Annotated in this window: 1 protein-coding gene; it reads left to right on the plus strand. The window is 45.2% G+C overall.

Features of this window, described 5'->3' with window-relative positions; all coding sequences use genetic code 11:
- A partial coding sequence (locus DWW13_RS18615) for an FtsK/SpoIIIE domain-containing protein (protein ID WP_279221239.1) occupies positions 1–626 on the plus strand: 626 nt, incomplete at both ends.

Here is a 626-nt window from a genome sequence, read left to right on the forward strand (position 1 = left end):
CTTAGACTGATGAAAAATCTTGTCTGGGAATATGACGCACTCCCTCATGCTCTGATTGCTGGTGGGACTGGCGGCGGTAAAACCTATTTTCTGCTGACGCTCATTGAAGCCTTACTGCATACCAACGCTGTCCTTTATATCTTAGACCCGAAGAACGCTGACCTTGCAGACTTAGGGACAGTTATGGGAAATGTGTATCACACCAAAGAAGAAATGATTGATTGCGTCAATGCCTTTTATGAGGGCATGGTACAGCGAAGTGAGGAAATGAAACGACACCCGAACTATAAGACTGGCGAAAACTATGCCTATCTGGGACTGCCACCCTGCTTTCTTATCTTTGATGAATATGTGGCATTTTTTGAAATGCTGGGGACGAAAGAAAGCGTAAGCCTACTTAGCCAGCTAAAAAAAATCGTTATGTTAGGACGGCAAGCAGGATATTTCCTTATCGTCGCCTGCCAGCGTCCAGACGCAAAGTATTTCTCGGACGGTATCAGAGATAACTTCAACTTCCGTGTGGGATTGGGGCGTATCAGCGAGCTTGGTTACGGTATGTTGTTTGGTTCTGATGTAAAAAAGCAATTTTTCCAGAAGCGTATCAAGGGGCGTGGCTATTGTGATGT

It is taken from the genome of Blautia sp. AF14-40 (genome assembly GCF_003479665.1).
Classification (GTDB): Bacteria; Bacillota; Clostridia; order Lachnospirales; family Lachnospiraceae; genus Fusicatenibacter; species Fusicatenibacter saccharivorans.